The organism is Borreliella spielmanii (assembly GCF_014201705.1).
Classification (GTDB): Bacteria; Spirochaetota; Spirochaetia; order Borreliales; family Borreliaceae; genus Borreliella; species Borreliella spielmanii.
The window spans coordinates 264300-287062 of the sequence record NZ_JACHFA010000002.1 but is presented as its reverse complement, the minus strand read 5'-3'; the positions used below and the strand labels follow the sequence as shown (position 1 = coordinate 287062).

At 27.7% G+C, this 22763-nt stretch carries 20 protein-coding genes; 11 read left to right on the top strand and 9 right to left on the bottom strand.

The window, feature by feature from the left end:
* Window positions 1-82 precede the first annotated feature (82 nt).
* The gene (gene fliD / locus HNR35_RS03525; protein ID WP_006433462.1) at window positions 83-2080 is read right to left on the bottom strand and encodes a flagellar filament capping protein FliD; all 1998 of its coding nucleotides are present in this window, start codon (window positions 2078-2080) and stop codon (window positions 83-85) included.
* Between the two features lie 125 nt (window positions 2081-2205).
* On the opposite strand from fliD, the gene nagA reads away from it, so the two are divergent.
* Window positions 2206-3411: an N-acetylglucosamine-6-phosphate deacetylase gene (gene nagA, locus HNR35_RS03520; protein WP_183223956.1), complete on the top strand. Its 1206-nt coding sequence runs from the start codon at window positions 2206-2208 to the stop codon at window positions 3409-3411.
* Between the two features lie 26 nt (window positions 3412-3437).
* Window positions 3438-4244, top strand: coding sequence for a glucosamine-6-phosphate deaminase (gene nagB, locus HNR35_RS03515; protein ID WP_183223954.1), 807 nt, complete (start codon window positions 3438-3440; stop codon window positions 4242-4244).
* Window positions 4245-4266: 22 nt separating this feature from the next.
* Here nagB and HNR35_RS03510 read toward each other — a convergent pair whose 3' ends face one another.
* Together HNR35_RS03510 and secA are read right to left on the bottom strand one after the other, a co-directional pair.
* Window positions 4267-4878, bottom strand: coding sequence for a superoxide dismutase (locus HNR35_RS03510; protein ID WP_183223952.1), 612 nt, complete (start codon window positions 4876-4878; stop codon window positions 4267-4269).
* Window positions 4879-4892: 14 nt separating this feature from the next.
* The gene (gene secA / locus HNR35_RS03505) at window positions 4893-7592 is read right to left on the bottom strand and encodes a preprotein translocase subunit SecA (RefSeq protein WP_183223950.1); all 2700 of its coding nucleotides are present in this window, start codon (window positions 7590-7592) and stop codon (window positions 4893-4895) included.
* A gap of 69 nt (window positions 7593-7661) precedes the next feature.
* On the opposite strand from secA, the gene HNR35_RS03500 reads away from it, so the two are divergent.
* The 6 genes from HNR35_RS03500 to alr all read left to right on the top strand — a co-directional run bounded on the left by HNR35_RS03500 (window position 7662) and on the right by alr (window position 12445).
* On the top strand, window positions 7662-8795 hold the full coding sequence (locus HNR35_RS03500) for an LIC_12708 family protein (RefSeq protein ID WP_183223948.1): 1134 nt from the start codon (window positions 7662-7664) through the stop codon (window positions 8793-8795).
* 28 nt (window positions 8796-8823) lie between these two features.
* Window positions 8824-9255 (top strand): hypothetical protein, encoded by a 432-nt coding sequence (locus HNR35_RS03495; protein WP_006433487.1) that lies wholly within the window; start codon window positions 8824-8826, stop codon window positions 9253-9255.
* Between the two features lie 3 nt (window positions 9256-9258).
* Entirely contained in the window at window positions 9259-9675 is a 417-nt protein-coding gene (locus HNR35_RS03490) for a hypothetical protein (RefSeq protein ID WP_006433430.1), read from the top strand.
* 148 nt (window positions 9676-9823) lie between these two features.
* On the top strand, window positions 9824-10579 hold the full coding sequence (locus HNR35_RS03485) for a S2/P23 family protein (RefSeq protein WP_183223946.1): 756 nt from the start codon (window positions 9824-9826) through the stop codon (window positions 10577-10579).
* Window positions 10580-10605: 26 nt separating this feature from the next.
* Window positions 10606-11280, top strand: a complete 675-nt coding sequence (locus HNR35_RS03480) for a S2/P23 family protein (RefSeq protein ID WP_183223944.1) — start codon at window positions 10606-10608, stop codon at window positions 11278-11280.
* Between the two features lie 46 nt (window positions 11281-11326).
* A complete protein-coding gene (alr, locus tag HNR35_RS03475; RefSeq protein WP_183223942.1) occupies window positions 11327-12445 on the top strand; it encodes an alanine racemase in 1119 nt (372 codons plus the stop codon).
* On the opposite strand, the gene HNR35_RS03470 is transcribed toward alr, so the two are convergent.
* Window positions 12437-14038, bottom strand: a complete 1602-nt coding sequence (locus HNR35_RS03470) for a hypothetical protein (RefSeq protein ID WP_183223940.1) — start codon at window positions 14036-14038, stop codon at window positions 12437-12439. The genes alr and HNR35_RS03470 overlap by 9 nt on opposite strands.
* A 75-nt stretch (window positions 14039-14113) precedes the next feature.
* Here HNR35_RS03470 and HNR35_RS03465 point away from each other — a divergent pair, with 75 nt between their 5' ends.
* Window positions 14114-14281 (top strand): hypothetical protein, encoded by a 168-nt coding sequence (locus tag HNR35_RS03465; RefSeq protein WP_002657037.1) that lies wholly within the window; start codon window positions 14114-14116, stop codon window positions 14279-14281.
* A 27-nt stretch (window positions 14282-14308) separates the two neighbouring features.
* Here the strand turns inward: HNR35_RS03465 and HNR35_RS03460 are convergent, their stop codons facing one another.
* The 4 genes from HNR35_RS03460 to malQ form a co-directional block, all read right to left on the bottom strand.
* Window positions 14309-16060 carry a hypothetical protein gene (locus HNR35_RS03460; protein ID WP_183223938.1) on the bottom strand — a complete coding sequence of 584 codons (1752 nt, stop codon included), beginning with the start codon at window positions 16058-16060 and terminating at the stop codon, window positions 14309-14311.
* 79 nt (window positions 16061-16139) lie between these two features.
* The gene (locus HNR35_RS03455) at window positions 16140-17126 is read right to left on the bottom strand and encodes a calcium/sodium antiporter (RefSeq protein WP_183223936.1); all 987 of its coding nucleotides are present in this window, start codon (window positions 17124-17126) and stop codon (window positions 16140-16142) included.
* Window positions 17127-17153: 27 nt separating this feature from the next.
* Window positions 17154-18998, bottom strand: coding sequence for a putative glycoside hydrolase (locus tag HNR35_RS03450; protein ID WP_183223934.1), 1845 nt, complete (start codon window positions 18996-18998; stop codon window positions 17154-17156).
* Between the two features lie 118 nt (window positions 18999-19116).
* A complete protein-coding gene (gene malQ / locus HNR35_RS03445) occupies window positions 19117-20637 on the bottom strand; it encodes a 4-alpha-glucanotransferase (protein ID WP_183223932.1) in 1521 nt (506 codons plus the stop codon).
* A 139-nt stretch (window positions 20638-20776) separates the two neighbouring features.
* Between malQ and HNR35_RS03440 the strand changes: the two genes are divergently transcribed.
* Window positions 20777-21946, top strand: a complete 1170-nt coding sequence (locus HNR35_RS03440; protein ID WP_183223930.1) for an OmpA family protein — start codon at window positions 20777-20779, stop codon at window positions 21944-21946.
* An 11-nt stretch (window positions 21947-21957) separates the two neighbouring features.
* Here the strand turns inward: HNR35_RS03440 and HNR35_RS03435 are convergent, their stop codons facing one another.
* Window positions 21958-22335, bottom strand: a complete 378-nt coding sequence (locus HNR35_RS03435; RefSeq protein ID WP_006433426.1) for a TraR/DksA family transcriptional regulator — start codon at window positions 22333-22335, stop codon at window positions 21958-21960.
* 165 nt (window positions 22336-22500) lie between these two features.
* On the opposite strand from HNR35_RS03435, the gene infA reads away from it, so the two are divergent.
* Window positions 22501-22722, top strand: coding sequence for a translation initiation factor IF-1 (infA, locus tag HNR35_RS03430; protein WP_006433515.1), 222 nt, complete (start codon window positions 22501-22503; stop codon window positions 22720-22722).
* Window positions 22723-22763 lie beyond the last annotated feature (41 nt).

Genomic DNA, 22763 nt, shown 5'->3' with positions numbered 1-22763 from the left:
AATCCTTTTGCCTGTTAAAAAGAATAGCACAAAAAATTAAAAAAAAGAAACATAGACAGCAATGCATTAAAAATAATTGCTATTATCTATTTCTTTGATTAAAATCAAAAGACTTTAATGTATTTTCCTGATCTTTCATGCGCTTAACGGTAAAATCCAAGGTATTAAGTTCTCCTTCTACTTTTCTCTCTCTATCATCGTACTTCTTTTTATAATCTTCAACTTTATTTTTTTGATTAATAATTTTCAAGTCGTAATTTCTTATTTTATTATAAATAACTCCTCCAGAAGTCACAAGAGGTGACAAACAATCTCCTAGCATTTTAGCAATCCCATCATCATATACTCTGTCACCATTAAGGTCAAATAAAAAAAGTTCTCTAACATTATCAATATTATTGCGAATCGATTCATCAAACTTTTTCTCATCAAGTCTTAAATATCTAGAAAGTCCCCCAGAAGAAGAAATAGAGTTAGTAAAAACTCCCATCTGATTAATTATTGAAAAATTAGGATCACTAGTAACATAGGGCTTAAAAATTATTGATTCTAATCTGGATTTAAGATTTTTCAATAAAAATTCAGACCTTAGAATGCCTAAATTTTTATAAGCCTCTTCTTTTTGAGACTCACTAAGATAAGTTAACTCTTCAACTATATTAGACTTTTGATTGCCAAATTGATCTTCATTGGAGCTTACAATATTAATCTCAGCAAGAACCTCATTATAAGCACCAATAAAATCTAAAAGAACTCTCTTAATCCCCTCATAATCAGGCTCAACTTTGGCCTCAACAGCATCACTTGAAGCTTTTTTTAAACTTAATGTCACATTTGGAACTAAATCATTAATAACATTTGAATCTCTCTCAACATCTACCCCATCAAATTTAATTTTTGCATTCTCAGCAAAACTTTTAGCATTTATTGGCAAATGCCCATCTCTATTTTTTGGATCAAAAACTTCGACATTACTAATCACAATTACTTTATTATTTGCTTTATTTTCAATATTTATTTCTTCTAGATTAGAAAGAGCTCCAATATCAACTTCAACTTCTTCAAAATTATTTGAAATATTTATTAAAGGAAGTTCTAAGGAACCTTCTTTGTTGCATATTTTTACCATATTCATTTGAATATATTTTTTCTCCAAAGGAGTTTTTAAATCAGATCCAAGATCAACTACACTATATTCACTATCAACTTTCGCATCCTTAAATGTAGCCTCTCCGGGATTAAAAATAATCTTACTATCAGGCTCTTCTAAGCCTGTATCAAAATACTTAACTTCAAATTTAATTCTACTCCTAGATGTAATTTCAATATCTTCAGGAATTTCAATCGACACCTCTGAAAGCGGATTTAAAACAAGATTATTTTTTTCAAAAGCAAGCTTATTATTACTACTAAATTGATTTGCAACAATATCTGAAAGGTTAGGATTAAAATTGGTTTTCAGCTCACTTAAAATCCCAATTTGCTTAGCAAAAGATAATCCCTCCCCTTTGATAACAAGTTTGTTTTCTTTACCTTCCTTTAAGGATTGCAAAATAAAACGACTATTTCCATTTTTATCGCTTTTTACTATTTTTGCAGTCAAAAAACCCTTTCCCTTGTTATTAATATCCCTCACAAGTAAATCAATATTGCCATTACTTTTTACATTAATTTCTTTCTTACCAACTAAAAATATATAATCTCCTTCTGGTATTGTAACTTTTTTAGGATCAAAGTTTGAAGATAAAAACACATCAGCGGATGCTATTTGATCAACAATTAATTTATGAGTCTCATTCTTGGATCCATATCGAGTAGACAGGGTTAAAACTTCACTATTACTAGAATTTCCTGACATTAGATTAAAAGGACTGTTAAGTGAGGTAAGTTCTTTTGCAAGAGAATTTAAAGTAGAGATTTTTCTATTAATTAATTGCCAAGCACTTTTCTCTTGCTCTAAAGACTCAAGCTTCTTAAAAGAAGAATCGATTTTGGCTTTATCAGGCTTAAGCATGGATTCACGAATTTCTTTAGTATTATATTTGCTCTCAAGTCCAGGAACAAAAAATCCTGATGCCATAATAATGCCCTCCAAAGCAAATTATATCATTAATAAAATTTAAAATAAAATATAATAAATTAAAAAACAAAAACCTTAAAAAAAAATTAATGTTTATAGTAAAATAAATTAAAAGGAACATAAAAATGCTAAATTTTTGCTTATTCAACTCAAAATCCGTTTTAACTGGAAATGACAAACTAGATAATTCAGCGGTTCTAATTAAGGATAATAAAATTTTTGATATTGTAACATCTGATAGACTTAAAAAAATGGATCTCAGAGAATACCAAATGATTGATACAAAAGGCAACTATATAACTCCCGGTCTTTACGACAACCATATTCATGGATTTCACGGTTATGGAACAGACCAGTGTTCAACAGAATCAATACTTAAAATGTCAGAACATTTAGCACAATACGGAGTAGTAGGATTTTTGCCAACTCTTTATCCAAGACCAATAGATGAAATGATTCAAACAATAAAAGCTTGCACAGCGGCAATTGGTAAAGAAAAGGGAGCTAAAATTCTAGGACTTCACCTTGAAGGGCCATTTTTTTCTCCTGAAAAAAGAGGAGCACACCCTGTTTCTTATCTTCACGAACCTAGCATTAAAGTTATGCAAAAACTAATAGATGCTGCTGGTGGGGTATTTATAGGCTCAAACGGCAAAAGCAAAACACACATAAGCACAATGACTGTTGCTCCCGAGCTTAAAGGCATGAGAGAACTTGCAATATTTTGCCTTGAAAATAATATAAACCTTCAGGCAGGACACACAAACGCAAAATATGAAAATATGATAGAAGGATTTCAGGTTGGAATACTTCACACAACCCATTTTTTCAATGCAATGTCAAAACTTGACCACAGAAATCCAAACGCAATAGGAGCAGTATTAATACATGGTGACGTTTCTTGTGAAATTATTGCAGATGGTTATCATATACACCCAAAATTAGTTTTAATGCTTAGAAAGCTTAAAGACATAAGTAAAATAGTCCTTGTAACTGATGGACTTACCCCAAACCTCCAAAATTCTGGAAAACTAATTGCAAACGGAGATGAAGTTTATATTGCAGAAGATGGATTATTCCACAGCGTAAAAAGCAACACAATAGCTGGATCAACACTTACAATGATACAAGGTCTTAAAAATTTAGTAGAATTCGGCTACAGTTTGAGTGATGCTGTTCAAGCAAGCTCCTACAACCCAACAAGAATTCTTAATATTGATAAAAAGGGATTAATATGCCATGGATACGATGCAAACATCAATGTCCTAGACAAAGATTTTAACCTAAAGTTAACAATGATAGAATCTAAAATAATTTTTAACAATCTATAACTTTAACCCATTTAAAGGAGATCGCAATGAGATTAATAATTAGACCTACTTATGAAGACATATCAAAGTGGGCAGCCAATCATGTAGCACAAAAAATTAAAGAATTTTCTCCAACAAAAAAAAATCCATTTATCCTTGGGCTTCCAACAGGAAGCTCCCCAATAGGCATGTACAAGAATTTAATTGAATTAAATAAAAGTAAAAAAATTTCATTTCAAAATGTCATAACTTTTAACATGGATGAATACATAGGAATCGAAAACAATCATCCTGAAAGTTACCATTCATTTATGTGGAAAAATTTTTTTTCTCACATTGATATTAAAAAGGAAAACATAAATATATTAAATGGAAATGCTTTAAATCTTAAAAAAGAATGTGAAGAATATGAAAAAAAAATCAAATCTTTTGGGGGAATCATGCTTTTTGTGGGGGGAATCGGACCTGATGGTCACATTGCTTTTAACGAACCAGGCTCCTCATTAACATCAAGAACAAGAATTAAAACTTTAACTCAAGATACAATTATTGCTAATTCAAGATTCTTTGAAGGCAATGTGAATAAAGTTCCCAAAAGCGCTCTAACTGTTGGAATTGGAACAATTATGGATTCACAAGAAATTTTAATAATAGTAAACGGACATAACAAAGCAAGAGCATTAAAACATGCTATTGAAAAAGGTGTTAATCATATGTGGACAATTAGCGCACTTCAATTACATAAAAATGCAATCATAGTATCTGACAAAAATGCAACTTATGAACTAAAAGTGGGAACAGTAGAGTACTTTAACGACATAGAAAGAGGAAACTTTAATAATGACTTAAAATAAATTAATTAACATTAAATAAAAGCTAATTGTTAACTTCATTATAAATTTTTGAAACTTCTTCCCAATTTAAAGCCTTTAAAAATGCATCAACATATTCAATTCTTCTATTTTGATATTTCAAATAATAAGCATGCTCCCAAACATCAATACCTAAAACCGGTTTATAAGACTTCATTAAAGGGCTATCTTGATTAGGCATTGAAATCACTTTAAGCCCGCTATTAGGACACAATACTAACCATGCCCAACCACTTCCAAAAATTTTCATTGCAGTATCTTTCAAGATAGCCTTAAGAACATCTAAGCTTCCAAAAGTTGCATTAATATCATTTTCAAACTTTTCCAACAGATTACTCTTGTTTCCTGGTTTTAAAGTTCTAAAATATAGAGTATGGTTCGAATAACCTCCAGCATTATTTCTTATTGGAGTTTGAAATTCATCTGAAAAATCCTGAATATTTCTTAATATATTTGAAACGTCTTCTAAATGACTTTTGCCCATTTTTTCTAAAATAGAATTCAAATTAATTACAAAACCATTATGATGCTTGCTATGATGAATTTCCATAGTTTTAGCATCAATATAAGGCTCAACAGCGTCATAATTATAACCAAGTTCTGGCAATTTAAACATAAAAACCTCCTATTCTAACTTCTGCCATGACAATTTTTATATTTCTTCCCACTCCCACAATAACAAGGTTCATTTCTACCTATTTTAGGAGAACTTCTAACCACTTGAACATTAGAAATGCTTTTATTTTCATTAATAACAATCCCTGAAAGTTCTTTATGGATTGAATTAACATTTTTAGACTTCTTTGTTGACTTAAAATTGGAAAAATTGCTATCCAATTTCAATTGAAGAACACGCCTTATGGTAGAAACTTTAATATCTTTAATAAGCTCGCTAAATATTAAAAACCCCTCTTCTTTGTACTCCGTAATTGGATTTTTATTAGCATAAGACCTTAAATAAACAGCCTCTCTTAAAGAATCTAAATTTGCAAGATGCTCTTGAAATTTAGAATCAATGTTTTTCAAATATTCATATCTTAAAAATCCATTAAAAAGATCTCTGCCTATCAAATTCTCCTTCTCATCTAAATTTGCCTTTGCTATTTGCATTAATTTATCCTTTAAATCAAAAGAATTAATATTTTCAATAGAGCCAAGACCCTCAAGCATATAAGCAAAAATCAAATTTACTTCATTTAAAAAAACATTTGAAACTGAACTACTTTTTGTTCTCTCAAGCAAAAAAGTAAGATATTCTTCTAAAGCAATAAGAATACGATCCTTAATAGCTGTATCTTCAAGAATAGAATTTCTCTGAGCATAAATAAAATCTCTCTGCTTTGTAATAACATCGTCATACTCTAATAAATGCTTTCTAATTTCAAAATTTCTATCTTCTACTCTTTTTTGGGCATTAATCAAAGATTTGGTTAAAAGAGAATGTGTAATGGGCTCTCCCGTTGCCATTCCAAGCTTACCCATTAATGCCCTTAGGTTGTCTCCAGCAAAAAGACGCATTAAATCGTCTTCAAGCGACACATAAAATCTTGAACGACCAGGATCACCTTGTCTTCCACTACGCCCACGAAGCTGATTGTCTATTCGCCTTGATTCGTGCCGTTCGCTACCAATAACATAAAGTCCACCAAGACTTTTAACCTCATTATAGTCTTTTAGGTAATCTTCCCTCTCATTTTTAACAGCCTCTTGAAATTCTTCAAGGCTTACATTAGTTCCAATTTTTTTTCTAACCCTATGTTCAATATTGCCCCCAAGTTTAATATCAGTACCACGACCAGCCATATTTGTTGCTATTGTAACCGCATGTTTTGCTCCAGCTTCAGCAATAATGAATGCCTCTCGAGAATGATTTTTTGCATTAAGAACTTCATGCTTAATTCCCTTATTTTTAAACATATCTGATAAAATCTCAGACTTTTCAATAGAAACGGTTCCCACTAAAACCGGTTGCCCTTTCTTGTAAGCTTTATAAACCTCATCTGTAATAGCATTAAACTTAAATTCTTCCGTATAATAAATAGTATCATCCTCATCTATTCGTGCTAACAATCTATTTGTTGGAACTACAATTACATCAAGATTATATATCTTATGAAATTCCTTAGCTTCTGTATCAGCTGTACCTGTCATGCCGGAAATTTTATTAAACATTCGAAATAGATTTTGAAAAGTAATGGTTGCCATGGTCTTATTTTCATTAGCAACTCTAACCCCTTCTTTAGCCTCAATAGCTTGATGAAGGCCATCAGAATATCTTCGCCCTGTTAAAACTCGACCGGTAAATTCATCTACAATCTCAACACCAGAGTCACCAACAATATATTCTCTATTTTTTAAAAAAAGTAAATGTGCCTTCAAGGCTTGAGTCATATAATGCACATAATTAAAATTTGAATCGGTATACATAGAACCACTAATAATTCCTTTAGAAACTAAAAGTTGTTCAAGATTATTAAGTCCTTTAGCAGTAAAAGAAATTCTTTTAGCTTTTTCATCAATAGTATAATCACCATCAAGATCGTCTATTTCTAAAGGATAATCACCTGTTTTAGAATCCTTGGAACACTCTTTTAAAAAAGATACAAGAGAATTAACCTCAAGATAAGCATTTGTATTGCCCTCAGTAGGCCCTGAAATAATCAAAGGGGTTCTTGCCTCGTCGATTAATATAGAATCGATCTCATCAATAATACAATAATTAAACTTTCTTAGAGATTTTTCATTCAAGTCATAACGCATATTATCTCTTAAGTAATCAAATCCAAGTTCATTATTTGTAACATAAGTAATATCTTTGGCATATTGAACTTTTCTTAGCTCATAATCCATATTGGATAGAACAACCCCCACACTAACACCCAAAAGATCAAAAACCGGCTTCATCCAGTTGGAATCACGTTCCGCAAGATAGTCATTAACAGTAACAATAATAACACCATCTCCTGTTAAACTATTCAAATAAGCCGCTTGAACTGAGGAGAGAGTTTTTCCCTCTCCTGTTTTCATCTCTATTATTTTGCCTTTGTGAAGAGCAAGCCCAGCAATGATTTGCACATCATAAGGCCTTTCCTTAAGACGCCTTCTAGCAGCTTCTCTAGACAAAGTAAAAGCCCGCTCTAAAATACTCTCTAAAGAATTACCCGATTTTAATTCATCTTTAAGCTTTTCTGTCTCTTTTGAGAAATCTTCATCTGACAATAACAATGCCCAGCGCTCAAGCTTATTAATATTCCTTAAAGTTGGAAGATAGTCTTTTAAATCTCTTTTACTTTTTGAGCCAATGGTTCTCTCAAGTACTGTTTTTAACATGGTAGGTATTAATTCTCCTAAATAATTGACTTAAAGTCATTTTTCATTTTAAATGATAATATAAAAAATATGAAAAAAAACTATAAAGCTTTTATATTAAGCTTACTTTTTGCAATTATATCATGTAATACTAAAACTTTAAACGAACTAGGAGAAGAACAATTCAAAATACCATTCGGGACACTTCCTGGTGCAATAATGCCTCTGAACAACAAATTTACAAATTCAAATTTTGATATAAAAACGTATAACGGACTAGTATACATTGCAGAAATAAAAGCAAATAAATTAATGATTTTTAACTCATACGGAAAACTAATACAAACTTATCAAAATGGAATATTTAAAACAAATCCTGATTTAAAAATAAAAAAAATAGATTTCGAAGGAATTCAAGCAATATATCCGTTAAAAGATTTCATTATTGTAGCAGACAAGCTAAATAATAAAAAATCAAAATTCGACCAAAAAGAAAATATTGCCTACTTTATGAGAATACTAATACTAAACAAAAACTCTTCTGTAGAAATTTTGGGTCAAGAAGGTTTAAACGGAACACCATTCCCACAAATTTACGATGTCAACGTTGATGAGAACGGCAACATTGCAATAATATCAATATATAGCGAAGGCTACATAATATATTCATATAATAAAGAATTTTCTCCACTTTATAAAATTTATGTCAATAAAAATCTACTAAAAACAATAGACAATCAAAAGAAAAACTACAATATTTCAATAGATAAGGTTTTTTTTGAAGTTAATAAAAAAACTCTTTATGTAAAAATCACTTACTATGAAAACATTGGCGATAACGAAAATATAAACGATCTTGGAATTAAAATTAAGGATCAATATGTCTATAAAATGAGTTTAAAAAAAACTAAAGAATTCGAAGTAATAAGTAAAATCGCCCTTCCTAAAAACTTACTAGATGATAAACAAGAAAGCTTTATTAATATTATAAAAATACAAAAAGACAAAATCATAGCATCTACTAACATGAAAAATTTATCCAACAATTTAATATGGAAATTAGACAACAAAGGTGTAATTAAAAACCAAATAGCTTTAATTGAACCTCCAAATTTAATATTTCTCTCTGAGAGTTTATCTAAAGACGGAATACTTAGCATACTTTATGGCGGAAAAACTGGTGTTAGTGTTTACTGGTGGAATTTAAATACCTTATTAAAGTAATAATTAAAAGGTTAAATTTGTAAACATAATGAAAAAAAATAATTATAACCAACAAGTAGAAATTAAATACCAAAAAAAATTGAAAAAACATATCATTGTTGGAATAATCTTTGTTATAATTCTTTTATTTTTTAAAATTTTACTAATTCCTAGAATTCAAAATCTCGAAAATAATAAAAACAATATTAAAATGATAATAAGCTATAAACAAAACAAAAACAGATTATCCTTAAAAATAAACATAAAAACAAAAAAATTCTCTAACCTAGGGAAAGCCAAGCTAGATATTTATTTGGACAATAGATTAATTGAAAGCAATATGCTTTATATAAGCAATAAAAACTTTACAACATATGCTAACATAATATATAAAAATGAAAGCTTATTAAGTATAATACTAAAGAGCAATGATAATAATAATAGTGTTTTTTATAGCAAAAGAATAAAACCTAGAGGATAAAATATGATGCAAATATACTTTATGTCTGTTTCGCTTAACATCTTAGGGGGAATAATACTTGCATTCCCAATATTAATAGAAAAAATAAAATTTTTTAAAATTTTTGAAGATTTTGTAAATTTAATAAACGATAACAAAAAGGTAAAAAGCATTTTTGGATTACTATTTTTAATAACTAGTACCCTTGAAATAATCAAACCCTATAAATTGCCAATAATCGGAAATTTGATTCCAGCTATAAGTTTATTTTTAATTGGATTCATCTTGTTTTTAAAACAAAAATTACCAACAGAGGTTCAAAATAATAAAAAATATGGAAAATTTCAATCAATACTTGAGAATAATCAACAGTTAATTGGCATTATAGCAATAATTATAGGAATAATTCATTTCTTAGCAGCAGAAATACCTTTATTGTAAGATTAAAACTAAAGACGCAATTTTCAAAAAATAAAATTACTAAAAAGTAACTTGACTTTGACATAAGTATTCTATATTATTAGGGCCTAGTGTGGTTTTAATTACCGCTCAATAAAAGCCATAAAATGGTATAAAGGAAGAAGATATAATGATATTTAGAAGATATAAGCATTTAAAATTAATGACAATACCTGTGTTAATGTTAAGTTGCGCTTTTTTTAAAAAACCACAATCTGTACAACAAGACGGCGTTATTGGAAAGCCAATAAGAGATGAATTGCCTTTAAGTGATGAAAAATTGCCTTTAAACGATGGAAAATTACATTTAATATCAGGCAAAATTTTGAATAAAAAACTGCCAGTCATAAATGAAAATCACGACGTAACTTGGATAAAGACAAAGGTAATGGCAATCTTAGATAAAGATGGACAAGTAATACCAGAATTTAAAAACAAATTTGGATATTCTTATATATTATCCCCTATAAAAATGGACGATCAATATAGTAATTACACATCACTATTAATACTTTTTGAAACAACTAAAAATGGAGATAAAGAATATGAAATTGAAGATATTAAATTAATAACAGCTGGTTCAAACCTAGATCTTAAACATCCTCTTCTAGTTGCCGAAAAATCGGGAGAAAAGGGATATGTTACTTCATACCCATTTGGAATCTTAATGGACGAAGAACTTAAAAAAGCTTTTAAATTAACATATCAAAATGGTCGTTGGAATTATATGCTTGCAAATTTAACCGTTAAAAACAAACTTACTCAAAAAACTACAATTTATAAAATTTCTCTTAATTCAAAATTAATTATTGACTTTTTAAAAGAAGTATTAAAAGAAAATCCCATCTTAAAAGAAACAAATGGAGATCTATTTGAAGATATATAATAAATATAAACAAAAGGAAATATTTTATGAGCCTTAAAAAATTTATTTTAACTGTGATAATTCTCTTTCTAGCTAAAAATATTTTTTCTAAAAACGAAATTAATATCTTTGAAAATAGCAATTATATTGTAAAAGAAAATATAAAAACAAGAGTTAAAAAACTAAAACAAAGTTTTTTGCTTGCATCTGTTGATATTGCCGTTAGTCAGCCTTACATGGAATTAGTAGATTGGAATGGAGACTTAATAAAAGAGCTTGTTGGGATTAGCTATTCATTTATAAATGCATTTTCAAAAATTGGATCTTCTGCTATTATTTCGTTTGACCTATCAAATGAAGCTTCTAAAAGATATAAAATCATAAAATTAGAATTTTTAAGTCCAGATAAAGGTAATTTCATTAATAATCTAAGCAGCCTCACCAGTGGAAATCAAAAATCAAAAAAAGAGCTCTCAAAAGACGCTTATTCATTTGGCACATTAAAAACTGACTCTCTCTCAAAAACAATTGCAGAATATTACAAAAATAACAACTGGTATTATATTTTGGCAGCAATAACAGTAGAAAATAATATAAATAAAGAAACTAAAAAATATGAAATTAGAATTAACCCTAAAATATATAATGATTTTCAAAAAAAATTAAGATTATATTATAAAAGCAATCAAGTAAAAAAATTCCCAATACCAATTATAGAATAAATCACAAATTAATTAAAAAAGATTCTTACTTTCCTAAAAGAGCTAGATGTATAATAATAAAACAATGAGTAGCAATAAAACAATAACAATAAATTTAAATAATTTGGAACATAACTTAAATTTAATTAAAAATAAAATTGGTGAAAAAGAAATAGTGGCTACCTTAAAAGGCGACGCATATGGTCACGGACTCATAAATATCTTTAAATTTTTTAAAGCAAAAAAAATAAATTACTTTGGACTTTCTAATATTGAAGATGCCAAAACACTTAAAAAGATTGATAAAAGTACAAAAATATTAATGTATATTAAAGTAGATAAAAAAGAAATTAAAAATTTAATTAAACTTGAGTTATTACCATTTGTTGCTGATTTTGAATATTTATTTTTAATAGAAAAAGAATGTGCATTGCAAAAAAAGAAAATAAAAGTTCACTTAAAAATTGATGTTGGCATGAATAGATATGGAATAAAAATAGACAGCGCCCTTGAAATAGCCACATACATTCAAAACTCAAAATTTCTAGAACTAGAGGGGGTCTGCTCACATCTCCCAACAACAGAAAACTTTAAAATAACACAAAAACAAATAGAGCAATTCTTATTTTTTTTAGAAACACTTAAACAAAAAAATATAAATCCAAAATTTATTCATATTTCTAATTCAGGACACATTATCAACTACAAATTAAATCCACAATTTAATATGGTAAGACCAGGTCTTATTCTTTACGGTTATTATCCCTCACTAAAAAACAAAAAAACTACTCTAAATTTTAAACCTGTATTAAACTTATTTTCAAAAGTAGTATTTATCAAAAATGTAAAAAAGGGTGAAAAAATTTCATATTCAGGTACATTTCAAGCCAAAGAGGATATGCAAATAGGAATTATTCCAATCGGATATTTTGATGGAATACCTCAAAATATAAACAATAATTTTTATTTTTTAATAAATAATAAAAAATGTAAAATAAGGGGAAAGGTTTGCATGAATCTAACAATAGTAGAAATTCCTAAAGACTTAAAAGTTGAAACGGGTTTAAAAGTAGAAATTGTATCAGAAAAATTAAGTATAGATGAAATGAGTAAATTTTCTAAAAGAAGTCCTTACGAATTACTATGCAATATAGGAAAATATGAAAACAGAAAATACTTAGATTAAGTTACCCAAAGAATCAAATTTTTGGAAATCTATTAAATTGCCTCTAGCATCATAAATCCACTTATAAATTGAAAATCCCCCAACATCATCTCTTAATCTCAAATCCGGACCGTGATTTGACTGCTTTGCTATTTTTCCAAATTTATTGTATTCATATTTATAAACACTAACTCCATGAATATCGTCTTGTAATTGTCCCAAGCTGCCAAAATTTTTTTGAGAAATAAGCCTATTTTGCTTATCATATTCATATAAATATTCAAAAACAAAATTACAATCAGCAACCAAAACTCCATCCGTAGAATAATTTTTCTTTGAAACCATATTGCCATTAGAGTCGTAACTAAATTTATACTTTGAAACCCCCTCAAAATTATCTATTGGATTAACAAAATCTCCACCAAAATGTTCTTGAGTAATCAAAAATCCTTCTTTGTCGTAAGAATACCTGTAAATCATAACACCTTTAGCATCAGCTATTAAATTAAAATTTTTATCAAAAAAAATATTTTCTATCAGATAAAATCTGTCATCATATTTATAACTATAAATAGCAATGCCTTTAAAATTATCCATTATTTCATACTTTTCCTCATAAACAGTTGGAATATCTCTATTATAGTTTTTATTGATTTTATTACTATAGTTTATTATCCTTTTTTCATTGTTTTGGATATAAAAAATAGTCTTCTTCATGGCATAGCCATTTTGACTGATTGTTAAATTATTATTATTGTCATAATTATATTCTTTATAATAACAATCTTTCTCTTTGAAATAATATTCATAACGATAAATTGCAACATTATTTTCATCAGGGGTTAAGTTGTTATTAATATCATAGTTTAAAATCTCAATAATTTTCCCATCAACATCATAATGATATATTTTAATAGCTACAGAAAATGGATTTGAAACAGTGCGAGCTGATTTATCAAGATATTCTTCTTTAATAAGATTATGATTAGCATCATACGTTAATCTAAACCCACAAGTACCATTTTTTGATCTTACAATATAACCATTCTCATCATAATATAAAACTGTCTTAACAAATTTGGCCTGATCATAACTGATCTTTGTAAAATATACATTATTTAAATCTTTGATTTGAATCCCCGATTCATTAAATCTGTAAACACTAAACTCTCTCTCATTATCGTATAAAAAATGATAGTAAGAAACATCGTATCTGTCTCTAACCATTTCATTAGACCTATTATAATTAAAAATATTTTTAATCCTACCATCGCTCATATACTCTATATGCTCAATGTAAACACCATTATTATTTTTAAAAGCAAGTCCCCTATTTAGAAATATACGCCTTTCACTGTGTTTAGATCTTTCTATTTTAATTTGAGTTGCATTAAAAAAAGAAGGCATTAAAATGCTAAGCTTACCAATATAGTCAACTAAAATAAGATTATTATTGCGATCATAAGTAAATTTATATCCATACTCTTCCTCAGACTCTTCTTTTGTAATCTCATATTTACCTACTATGTTATAATTAACAGAATAATTTGCAAATCTATAATAAACTTCTTTTGAAAAAAGGGAAGAAGTAATAAAAAATATTATAAATAACATGAATAAATTCCTTGATAAATCAACCTTATTTTGATAAATTTTATTATACAATAAATCTATCAATAGGAGCTTAAAATGGCAAAAATTTCTAAAAACGCTCAAAGAGTGGGATCAAAAGAACTAATAAGTCGATGGGGGGGAAAAATTATAATGAAATCAAAATTCGAAAATGGGAAAATAAAACATTATGCAGAATGCCAAACTTCAAAAAATACAGCAAGAAAGCCGCGGGATTTATTCTAACAAATAAATCCACTTAACTTACAAACTCTATTTTTTTTGTATTCTATCTCCAAATTTGACCCATGCTTCGTCTTGCTCTTGTTTCGTATAATTTTTATTTACTGCTTGCTTAGAAGTAGTTGCAGATTTTTTGGGAAAAGAATTTCTAACCTGTGCTTTTATTTCCTCTCTTTGTCTTCTAATTTTTTCCAATTGTCTTTTAACTCTTTCGTTTGAATCAAAAAGCCCACTTCCACTTTTATTCAAACCGGCTCTAAAATCTAATCTAGATAAAGCCTCTTTATAGCTTTGGTGCTTGCCTGTCAAAAACAAAACAATTCTTTTAAACAAACTTAAATCTTTATAAGCAGCATTCAAAAGCAAATACATATCAAGTTTATATATTTTATATAAAGGCAGTAGTTCATTACTATTTTTAAAATATTTAGCTGCTTCAACTTTAATCAAATCTTTAAGATGGGCTTGAACACTTTGTGTTTTATAAATTCTTCTGTAATGAGAAACAATAAGGTCAAGAAATTTAACTTTATTGTTTAAGCAATATTCATTCATAATATATCTAGACACTAATCTACTTATAACTTCCTCTAAGCCTTCTTCTGTAAAAATAGAAGAAGGATCATCTCCAAAATTAAGAATTTTAAATATACTAGTCCTCAATTCACTATTGAGAAATTGTAAAACCTTTTCATATTCTTCTAGAAAAAACTCATATGCAAAAGGTTTGTACAGATAAAAATTTTCTTTTACTTTAAATATTTTTGGCAAAATATCGTGAATTTTAGATTCAAAAAAATACATATTAGCAACTAATAAAAAATTTTCAGGATCGTTCAGGCCTTCAGAATAAACTTTTAAAATACCAGAAAACTCTCCTGTATCAATTGCACCTTTTTTAAACTCTAAAGTCTTTTCAATTGCTTTTAAAGATTCATCAATTTTAATAGCTTCTGTAGCCTTGAGCTCTTCTAAGTTTTTTTCATTTTTAATAAAAAGATTAAGAAAATCCAAAAAAACAAAATAATTTTTTGAAAAGGTGATTCCTTTCTTACCAAGAACTTCATCCTTAATTTCAATCATACCAGAGAGAATCTTGGAAATAGCACCAATAATATTCTTACCCTCTTCTAAAGCCCTCTCATAATCACCAAGCTTTAATCCTTTTACTCTAACGAAAACATCTTTTACAATATTATTAGAAGCAATATTGAAAAATATTTTTTTAACAAACTCAATAAAATATAAAGCCCTGCTTGATGGAATTATCAATGATTTCCAAACCAATATTTCTTTCAGTTGTGATTTTGTTTCAAAAAATTTGTAGTTAATGTCTGAATCTGTAATAGTTACAAATTCATTCTGGAAAACCAATAAACTAGATTCTATATTCTTAACAGTAAGTAAAGAACTAAAAAGCTCTATTCCTATATAAGTTTTCAAAAATAAATCGTCAATAGAATAATAATAAAAATCATAACTAGCCTCATCGGTCAAAATTATCCTATCTGGCAAAAATTCTCCATCTATTGCTATTTTATTAGTAACTATTCCTCTTTTAACTTCATAAAGTTTACGAAATAAAAAATCAAGCTCTCCTTTTAAACCTCGTATTTTTACAGAATACTCTTCTATAAAAGAAGAATATTCTATAGCATCCTTTTTATAAGACAAAATCATTTTCAAAATTGATTTTTGGACATCAGAAGATATTCCTAGTTGAGAAATCAAAATATCTACTTCTTTGCTACTCATATAAAAAATTTCTGGTAATTTCTTCATATCGTTCCTTATATTACATTAAAATAATAAAGCTTATTACATAAAAATATATTAACAAGCCAAAATTAAGATCACATAATCAATAAAAGTTAAATAGCATTAAATTATACAAAATATATAAAAGCAAAAAAATTAAAGAAATGCCTCTACTAAAAACTCCTTTAAATTTAACCACTAAGAATAAAACTAAAGTTATAAACACCATTATACTAAAATCTAAAATATAAATATCTTGTAACAAGATAGGTCTGAAAAAACTACTACTAGCTAAAATAAACCCAATATTAAAAATATTGCTACCAATAATATTCCCAAATGCGATATCTGATTCTTTTTTAATTATTGCAAAAAGAGATACAACAAGCTCAGGAACACTTGTCCCAAAAGCTACAACTATAATTCCAATCAACTTTTCACTGACATTAAAAACATTATTAGCAATATAAAGAGCCCCATCCACCAATAATTTCGATCCTAAATAAAGGAAATACATACTAATAAAAAAACTTAACGTATTCAAAAATATAAAATTTAAACTCTGATTTAAATTGCTTACACCATCTTGAAAAGAATTTTCCAAGCTAAAATTCGCTTTTTCTTCTTTATAAAAAAAGAACAGATAGGACAAAAACAAAACAAAAATGCTAAATGAGCTTATACGATTATAAGGTGCTGTAAAAAAAGAGTAAGATCTAAAATCAAATGAAAGCAGCAAAAGAAGAAACATTAATAAAAACAGAAATATAAAAGAAAGCTTAAGTCTTTTAAAATCTGCCTTAATTCTTAAAAAAAATCCCGCTAAAGGCAACGCAAGTAACATGTTAATAATATTGCTACCAATAACATTAGAAACAACAATTTCGTTTTTACCCTTAAAAGCCGCCACTAGGCTTGTAAAAAGCTCTGGAGCACTTGTTGAAAAAGATACTATTGTAACCCCTATTAAAAGTGTTGGGACTTTTAAATAAGTAGCAATGCTAACTGAACTTTTTAAAAGCAAATCACCACCAAAATACAATAAAAAAATACCAAATCCTACATAAAAAAATTGAATTAAATGTTCCAAATAAATCTCCTTTACAAGAAACAATAATTAAAAAGAATCTAAATATTCTTTTAAACTGCCTTTAACCATATAATAAACATTAGATGCGTTCCAAAGACTAAAACCACTACCAAATGACTCTTTGACCCCTTTAAGCTGAAATTTTAAATACTTCAAATAAATCTCATCATCCACAAACCTTTCCTTTCCTAACAAAAAAGCTTGAACATAAGGCCTAATTACAACCCTATCTAAAGAAAACATAAGTGCTCTATCACTCCCTTCTTTATAAATTTTATAAGCTCTTTTTGTATAATAAAAATTGCTTGGCAAAAAATCATTAGTGTAGTGTGAGGGGTAAAACATAGGAGATATGACGTCAACATAATCTGATAACATTGTAATATTTTGCCCAATGCTATTAGTAGGAAACCAACCATTGTACCCATAAATATCAACAGAAATAGGAATATAAAGCTGTTCTCTTGCCATAATCAAAAAAGATTCAAGAGCATCAACGGGTTGCATCTCATACTTATTCATTCTTGAGGTTGCAAGAGATACAGGACCGTCTGATGGAAATCTAATATAATCAAACTGTATTTCATCAACTCCAAAAGATTGTATTTCTTTTGCAACAGATATATTATACTCCCACGTAGCAGGAGAAAAAATATCTACCCAATGTTCTACTTGCAAATATTTAACAAGACCACTAGAATCAACTTTCTTAATAAAATGAGCCCAAGGCTTATTTGTCCTTTTGTTCCAAAGAGCATACTTAAAATTATTATAATAATACAATTTTGCATCTTTAAATACAACACATCTAGCAATAACATAAATTCCAAATTCTCTGGCTTTTTTAAGAATATAAGAAACATCAATCAAGTTTTTAACAGATTTTAACTTATTGGGCAAATCAAGCTTAGTAGAATAAGTTAAATTACCACTATCATCTTTAAAATCAATTACAACAGCATTCATACCCGAATCTTTAATAAATTTAAATCTTTCATCAACTTCTCTATTACTACGCAATGTATGTGCTGTTAAATAAATAGAACCTTTATTTTTAGCAAGCTGCATCCTTTGTGATTTTTCAATAAAATCTTGATCTTGCAAAGCTAATTTTCCAATAAATACCCATTGCCCTTTAAAATAAGAATAAAAATGATTGTCATATGTCCTCACCAAAATTTTTTCCACATTCTTGCTAGATAAATCTAAAATACGTATTATTTGCTTTTTAAAAGGAAAAGAAATTTTTCTAATAAATCCACTTTCCTGACTGATTAAAAAAATATCTCCATAAACTCCAGAAGAAAAATATATATTATTTGTATCTTCTTTTGAAAATTCAATAGCACTAATAATGTCGTAATACCCTGCACCTAAATAAATCTGAGGAATTAAACGATTTAAATTTTTAAAACTAACAGCTCCATTAACACTAAGATAAATGCCGTGAATCGCAGTTCCAATAGCAATACGCTTATACTCTCCTTGAGAAAAAGCACTCGATGTGATATACGCACTACTGTTAAATTTATTAATTCCCACTAATTTTCTAAAATTTTTTGAATAATCATAAGAAACGTAAAGATTATCGCTTGTAGTCAAAAATGAACTTGAAGAATAAATATCTTCATAAATAGAGGTAATTCGACTAGGAACAAGCTTACTAAAAGGATAAATCCACCTGGAATCTATCCCATTAACTTGAACTTTAGTTATTTTCCCATTAACATTTTTACTTAAAAATCCTTTATAAACAAAAAACAAACTATATTTTTTAAAAAATTCTTCATCAGTTAATGAATATATACTGAAAATTTTAAAAACAAAAAAGAAGAAAATAACTATCCAATAGATAAAAATTTTCATACACATTAATACATGATACTTGCAAATCAAAAAATATTAAATAACAATGATTTTATTTAATCAATTGGATCTCATTTAAATTTAAAAAAATTAGAGCATTATAACAAATTTCTTCTTAAAAATATTAAGCCCTGCCGTAAAGCCTTGTAATAAAACTTATATTTTTACTCAAAGTAGTATCTAAATCACTTTCTAATAACCTAAAAATCCAATTACCTAAAGTACTTTTTGGAATATTTGCACTAAATTCATCTCCTAAATTAATATAATCTTGCATTGGTATTATTACATTGTCAGAAACACTGCTCATAGCGCTTCTTATCATATCCCAAACAACAAAATTTTCATTTGTATTTAAATAATCAAAAATATACTTTTTATGCAAATCATCTAAAGAGTTAATAAATTCTAATATTGTATCATTATCATTAATTCCTGTGTAAACTATACAATTTTTAATATAATTATGAGGAAGATTCTGATTGCCAGAATCAAAATCAAAAGCAAGCTTCATTATTCTCATTCCCGGAAAATTAAAAAAATCTCTTAACCTTGAAACATCTTCAAGATCATTTTTAAAATCTTCAACCCAAATTTTTAAATCTTTAATCTCATTTAAAATAAAATTAAAAAAATCTCGCCCTGGTGACTTTACCCACAACCCATTAAAAGCATAAGTCTCACCAGCACTAACTTCCCAAGTAGAAACAAAACCTCTAAAATGATCAATTTTAATTACATCTACATATTTTTTTAAAACCCCAATCCTTTTTACCCACCATTCATAATTAACTTTCTTTAAAACATTCCAGCTATAAGCTGGACTATCCCAAGCTTGCTCTTGCTCTAAAAAATAATCTGGAGAAATTCCTGCAACCTTATCTTTACTTGCATCAAATCTCAACTTAAAATATTTTTGATGCGCCCAAACATCAGCAGAATCATACGCCATAAAAAGAGGTACGTTCATAATTAGCTCAATTCCTTTACCATTTGCATAGCGCTTTAAAGCTTGAAACTGTGAAAAAAAGAAATACTGCAACACCTCTTGAATCTTAATCTCTTTCGAGAGAATATTTCTCAATTTAAATAAATCTTTTTCATTTCTTTTAAGAATTCCTCTATCAAAAAGAACGTTAAAAGCACCTTTTGACTCTTTAAAAAAATATTCTTTAAATGCAACAAAACTTGCAAAATCTAAAAGCCAATAAGAAGACTTTTTCTTAAATTTTTCAAAGCTTCTAACCTCATCAACCGAAGCTCTATTAATAAAATTCAAAGCAGCTTCTTTAAGAAATTTATCTTTTAAACTTATTTTTTTTAAATCAGAATACCTAGTTTCATTTTCCTTTAAAGAATTTAAATCCGAATCTATAAATTTATCAAGAACTTCTAGATCAATATAATAAACATTACCAGCAAAAGCCGAAAAAATTGAATAAGGGGGAGATCTTGTAAAATCAATAGGGGAATAAGCAAACATTTGCCAATAACTTTGAGAAGAGGCAAATAAAAAATCTATAAATTTATAAGCCCCTTTACCCAAATCTCCAATACCGTATTTAGATGGTAAAGAACTTATGTTAAGCAAAATACCACTTTTTCTTTTTAAATTTAAATTAATTCTCATTTTTTCATATTTCATATAAAACCTCTATTAATTAACAATTTAAATAATTACCCACTGTGTTATAAATTATAATAAATATCAGACCAGAACAAAATATTAAATAGCATTTTCAAGAAAAATTTAAAATTAAATACTTTTATGATAAAATCTATTAATGAGTGCCAAAGCAACCATACTATTGTTGCTATTTTTTTTAACTAAAAACTTAGCTTTGTCTTCTGAAATCCTTGAATTTAAATACATTAAAGGCGCAAAGTTTAGATTAGAGGGTACAGATAATCAAAAAATATATTTCAACGGCCATTATAATTCAAGTTCTACAACCAATATTCAAATTTCAAGTGAAATAAAAGATACAAAAGAAAAATTTGCAAACATTAAAGCTTTTTTTAGAATCCTAAAAAGAGAAAATATTAATGAACCTTACCTGCTAAATGAAGAGCTTGAAGAAACCTTCAGTGTAAATAAACAAGGAGAATATATAATAGGAGCAAATCAAAAACGACCCTCTGTTAGGGGTATTCCAAGATTTCCAAAAACACCTATTAAAATAAATGAAAAATGGACATATCCTGCAGAAGAATATATAGAAGCATCAAAAATAGAAAAAAGCATAAAAGACTTTATTGTAAAATTTAATGTCAACTACGAGTATAAAGGCAAAGAAGAGTACAACGGCAAACATTACCATATAATTCTTTCTAATTATGAATCACAATATAATATTAAAAACATCTCTTTCTATCAAAAAGTAGATCAAAAAATTTATTTTGACAATGAAATTGGTAATACATATAAATATAATGATGAATATACGTTTGAAATAAAGCAGCACAACACTCAACATTTTAAAATAATTGGAAACTCTCTTGGCAGAGTAATTTCAATTGAGCTTCCAAATGATAATTTAATTGAAACTGAAGTTGAAAATTACATTCAAGAAAAAAAAATAAAAGCTATTAGTGTTGAAAAAAATAATAAAGGCATCAATCTAAGCTTAGATATTGAATTTTATCCCAACTCATTCCAAATAGTACAAAAAGAATATAAAAAACTTGACCTTATAGCTAAACTTCTTGAAAAATTTAAAAAAAATAACATCCTAATAGAAGGACATACTGAACAATTTGGATTAGAAGAAGAGATGTACGAGCTCTCTGAAAAAAGAGCCCGTGCAATTGGAAATTATTTGATTAAAATGAAAGTAAAAAACAAAGACCAAATACTATTTAAAGGATGGGGATCTCAAAAACCAAAATATCCCAAATCGTCCCCATTAAAGGCTAAAAATAGACGAGTAGAAATTACAATATTAAATAACTAACTTAAGATGTATCATCTTTTGCTCTTTTTTTCTTTTTTTGTCTGACAGCTAATACATAAAAAGGCATAAGGAATTGCTAAAAGTCTCTCTCTAGCAATCTCTTTTTCACAAGCCAAGCACTTACCATAAGAATTTTGAGAAATTCTATAAAGAGCCTGATTTATTAAATTTAACTTTCTCTTTTCAACAAAACCTAAAGCTTCAAGATTATTTCCATCCATATTATCAAAAGCAATATCAACAACGTCTTTTGGATACATATCGTTATTAATTATTTCCTTTTTGCTATTCTCTACAGACTTAATAGAATCCAATATCTCTTTTTTTTCGGCTGAAAGAAATTTTTTTATCTCTTCAATAAATTCATGCTCAAAACTAGCTTTTTGCATGATACCTCCCTATAAATTACATTTTTAAAAAACTTCGTGTAATTATATACACAATTTCTTATAATGTAAATAAACAATAATGCTTTTATTCTTAAAAAGAATAATTGAAATGATATCTTTAATCATGTAAAATTTATCCTATTAGAGAAAAATTCGGAGGTTGTCTTGAATATTAAAGAAGAAGCTATTGAAACTGAAGGAGTTGTAAAAGAATCCCTTCCTAATACCATGTTTAGAGTAGAACTTAAAAATAAACACATTGTGCTTGCCCATTTATCTGGAAAAATGCGAAAACATTTCATAAAAATAGTTCCTGGTGATAAAGTAAAAGTTGAACTTTCTCCTTATGATCTTACAAAAGGTAGAATAGTATACAGGGAAAAATAAAATTAAAACCTTTTTAAAAAATTTTCAAGCATTGTAAACAT

Excerpts from the sequence above, each read along its gene's own strand:
- HNR35_RS03485 (WP_183223946.1), top strand. The coding sequence starts at position 9,824 with ATGATATTTAGAAGATATAAGCATTTAAAATTAATGACAATACCTGTG.
- HNR35_RS03450 (WP_183223934.1), bottom strand. The coding sequence starts at position 18,998 with ATGTGTATGAAAATTTTTATCTATTGGATAGTTATTTTCTTCTTTTTT.
- malQ (WP_183223932.1), bottom strand. The coding sequence starts at position 20,637 with ATGAAATATGAAAAAATGAGAATTAATTTAAATTTAAAAAGAAAAAGT.
- HNR35_RS03500 (WP_183223948.1), top strand. The coding sequence starts at position 7,662 with ATGAAAAAAAACTATAAAGCTTTTATATTAAGCTTACTTTTTGCAATT.
- nagB (WP_183223954.1), top strand. The coding sequence starts at position 3,438 with ATGAGATTAATAATTAGACCTACTTATGAAGACATATCAAAGTGGGCA.
- HNR35_RS03435 (WP_006433426.1), bottom strand. The coding sequence starts at position 22,335 with ATGCAAAAAGCTAGTTTTGAGCATGAATTTATTGAAGAGATAAAAAAA.
- HNR35_RS03465 (WP_002657037.1), top strand. The coding sequence starts at position 14,114 with ATGGCAAAAATTTCTAAAAACGCTCAAAGAGTGGGATCAAAAGAACTA.
- nagA (WP_183223956.1), top strand. The coding sequence starts at position 2,206 with ATGCTAAATTTTTGCTTATTCAACTCAAAATCCGTTTTAACTGGAAAT.
- HNR35_RS03460 (WP_183223938.1), bottom strand. The coding sequence starts at position 16,060 with ATGAAGAAATTACCAGAAATTTTTTATATGAGTAGCAAAGAAGTAGAT.
- alr (WP_183223942.1), top strand. The coding sequence starts at position 11,327 with ATGTATAATAATAAAACAATGAGTAGCAATAAAACAATAACAATAAAT.
- HNR35_RS03480 (WP_183223944.1), top strand. The coding sequence starts at position 10,606 with ATGAGCCTTAAAAAATTTATTTTAACTGTGATAATTCTCTTTCTAGCT.
- HNR35_RS03510 (WP_183223952.1), bottom strand. The coding sequence starts at position 4,878 with ATGTTTAAATTGCCAGAACTTGGTTATAATTATGACGCTGTTGAGCCT.
- HNR35_RS03490 (WP_006433430.1), top strand. The coding sequence starts at position 9,259 with ATGATGCAAATATACTTTATGTCTGTTTCGCTTAACATCTTAGGGGGA.
- HNR35_RS03495 (WP_006433487.1), top strand. The coding sequence starts at position 8,824 with ATGAAAAAAAATAATTATAACCAACAAGTAGAAATTAAATACCAAAAA.
- HNR35_RS03440 (WP_183223930.1), top strand. The coding sequence starts at position 20,777 with ATGAGTGCCAAAGCAACCATACTATTGTTGCTATTTTTTTTAACTAAA.
- secA (WP_183223950.1), bottom strand. The coding sequence starts at position 7,592 with ATGTTAAAAACAGTACTTGAGAGAACCATTGGCTCAAAAAGTAAAAGA.
- fliD (WP_006433462.1), bottom strand. The coding sequence starts at position 2,080 with ATGGCATCAGGATTTTTTGTTCCTGGACTTGAGAGCAAATATAATACT.
- HNR35_RS03470 (WP_183223940.1), bottom strand. The coding sequence starts at position 14,038 with ATGTTATTTATAATATTTTTTATTACTTCTTCCCTTTTTTCAAAAGAA.